This window comes from Synechococcus sp. WC101 (assembly GCF_047461555.1).
Classification (GTDB): Bacteria; Cyanobacteriota; Cyanobacteriia; order Thermostichales; family Thermostichaceae; genus Thermostichus.
The window spans coordinates 1-2,747 of sequence record NZ_JANSHG010000229.1; the positions used below are offsets into that span (position 1 = coordinate 1).

A 2,747-nucleotide genomic window follows, 5' to 3' on the forward strand; every position below is an offset into this window, starting at 1 on the left:
CCCGTAGGCCTCGTAGCGCTTGCCCACATCTTCGGTAAAGGCAATTTCCGTGCTGCCGTCGATGGAGATGTGGTTGCTGTCGTAGAGCATGATCAGCTTGCCCAGCTTGAGGTGGCCGGCGAGCGAGGCCGCTTCCGAGGCCACCCCCTCCATGTTGCAGCCGTCGCCCAAGATCACATAAGTGTAGTGATCCACAATGGTGTGACCGGGCTTGTTGAAACGGGCGGCCAAGTGGGCCTCGGCAATGGCCAGCCCAACGGCGTTGCCCACCCCCTGCCCCAGCGGTCCGGTGGTTACCTCCACACCGGGGGTTTCAAAGTTTTCCGGGTGGCCGGGGGTTTTGGATCCCCACTGGCGAAACTGCTTGATGTCCTCTAGGCTCACATCAAAGCCGGTCAGGTGCAGCAGAGCATACTGCAGCATGCAGCCGTGGCCTGCCGAGAGGACAAAGCGATCCCGATCCACCCATTTGGGGTTGCGGGGATTGAACTTCAGGAACTGCTGCCAAAGCACATAGGCCATGGGTGCTGCCCCCATTGGCAGGCCGGGGTGACCCGAGTTGGCTTTCTGAACAGCATCCACCGCCAAAAAACGAATCGTGTTGATGGCAAGTTGTTCCAGAGAGGGAGGAGCAGCAACAACCATGTGGGGATCCCTATCGCTCGACATTCGCTTTCCAGTATGCCTTGACACGCCCACCGCCTAAAGGCGGGGGATTCTCGTCAAGGCGCTGTCAAGATGCCTCTAGACAGTTCCTTGAGGCAAGGCCCCAAGGTTCTGCTGGCTTGTCTGGGCAGGTTGGCTGAGACGTTGGCATTTCCCGGACGCTTGCCACCGGTTGGGTTTTTCACCGTGACTAGGGGCTCGCCTGAGAACGGTACGCCTCGGTGACAACTATACCATTGGCGAGCAGCTAAAGTTTGCTTCGCCTCTAAGGGCGGGGCTACTGAGCTATCCTTTTTCGGGCTTTGGCCACCGAGCCCGGTCTCGGCTGGGCAATAATGACAGGCTAAGCTGAGAGATACGCTTGCCGCCATTTCTGGTTGGAGGGTTTCATTGAGCGCTGTTTCTTCGCCTAGCGGCAAACCTCCCTGGCTGCGGGCCAAAGCCCCCCAGCGGGCCGGATCCGTCCAGCAACTGCTGCGGGACTTGGGCCTGAATACCGTTTGCGAGGAGGCTTCCTGTCCCAACCTAGGGGAGTGCTTTGCCAACGGCACCGCCACCTTTTTAATCATGGGCCCGGCCTGTACCCGCGCCTGCCCCTACTGCGATATCGACTTCACCAAACGGCCTCCGCCTTTGGATCCCACTGAGCCGCTGCGGGTGGCCACAGCGGTGCAACGGCTAGGGCTACGCCATGCGGTGATTACCTCGGTGAATCGGGACGACCTCCCCGATGGGGGAGCCAGCCAGTTTGTTGCTTGCATTACCGAAATCCGCTGCCGCATGCCCCAGACAACCATCGAGGTCTTGATCCCAGATCTGTGCGGCAACTGGCAGGCCTTGGAGCAAATTCTCGCCGCCCGCCCGACGGTGCTCAACCACAACACGGAAACCGTGCCCCGCCTCTACCGGCGAGTGCGCCCCCAGGGGAACTACGAGCGTTCCCTGCGGCTTTTGGAACTGGCGCGGCAATGGGATCCCGGCCTCTACACCAAGTCGGGGGTGATGCTGGGCTTGGGAGAGACCGCCGAGGAGATTTTGCAGATAATGCAAGATCTACGCCGGGTAGGCTGCGACATCCTCACTCTTGGCCAATACCTTCCTCCCAGCCCCAAACACCTGCCGGTGGAGCGCTACGTGCCTCCAGAGGAGTTTGACCACTGGCGACAGGTGGGGGAAGAGTTGGGCTTTTTGCAGGTGGTGTCCTCCCCGCTTACCCGCAGCTCCTACCATGCCGAGGCTGTCCAAGAGCTGATGCAGCGCTTTCCTCGACCAGGAACGTAGACCTAGGGGGATGGAGTCCCTGCGGAGCAGGAACAGCGGGGTCAGCTTTGCAGGCCGGCTGGCCAGCAACGCGGAGCCTAGGCGCAGAGAGATTTTCTGCGCTGGGGGGATGCGCTAGGATTGAAATGAAGAGATAGGAGGGGCAGGCGGTCGCGTCCTCGCTGCCGCCACCAGGCAGCAGGATGAGGAAAGTCCGGGCTTTCAGAAGAACACACCGCTGGGGAAAGCCCAGTGCGGGAAACCGCGAGGATAGTGCCACAGAAACATACCGCCGATGGCTGGGATCCCAGCACAGGTAAGGGTGCAAAGGTGGGGTAAGAGCCCACCAGCAGCGTCGTGAGGCGCTGGCTCGGTAAACCCCGGTGGAAAGCAAGGCCGCAGCCGCAGGACTATGGCTGTTCTTCGCCCCTGTCGGCTGCACCGAGGTCACGGTACTCAGCCAAGCGGTTGGGGGAGGGTGGTCTCGGTGGTGGTGAGCCGCTAGAGGGTGATGGCAACATCACTCCCAGAGAGATGACCGCCAGTGCGGGCTGCTCCTTGGAGCACCCCACTACAGAACCCGGCTTACAACCTCCTCATCTCTTCTTCTTTTTTTGGGATTGCCTCCTTCCAACCCCGAGAGAGTCTTTTGCACTAGGTTTCCTTCATGCCCCTCAAGGCTGCCATCCACAGCTTTACGCAGGCGTAGAGGAGAGGGGGAGTGCTGCTGTTGTTGTCATAAGTGCCCTTGTCCGCTGGGTCGGAGGAGGGCTGGTCGCCGTCGCCAGCAGGCAAGCCAGCGGTAACGGCTAATACAGCCG

At 60.8% G+C, this 2,747-nt stretch carries 1 protein-coding gene, 1 other RNA gene and 1 pseudogene; 2 read left to right on the plus strand and 1 reads right to left on the minus strand.

Annotated elements, in window-relative coordinates; translation table 11 throughout:
- Positions 1-645, minus strand: a pseudogene (locus NW809_RS11780) (transketolase); the annotation flags it as partial.
- Between the two features lie 411 nt (positions 646-1,056).
- On the opposite strand from NW809_RS11780, the gene lipA reads away from it, so the two are divergent.
- Both lipA and rnpB read left to right on the plus strand, forming a co-directional pair.
- On the plus strand, positions 1,057-1,947 hold the full coding sequence (gene lipA, locus NW809_RS11785; RefSeq protein WP_011431147.1) for a lipoyl synthase: 891 nt from the start codon (positions 1,057-1,059) through the stop codon (positions 1,945-1,947).
- Positions 1,948-2,079: 132 nt separating this feature from the next.
- Positions 2,080-2,531, plus strand: an RNA gene (gene rnpB / locus NW809_RS11790) — RNase P RNA component class A.
- The last annotated feature ends 216 nt before the right edge of the window (positions 2,532-2,747 follow it).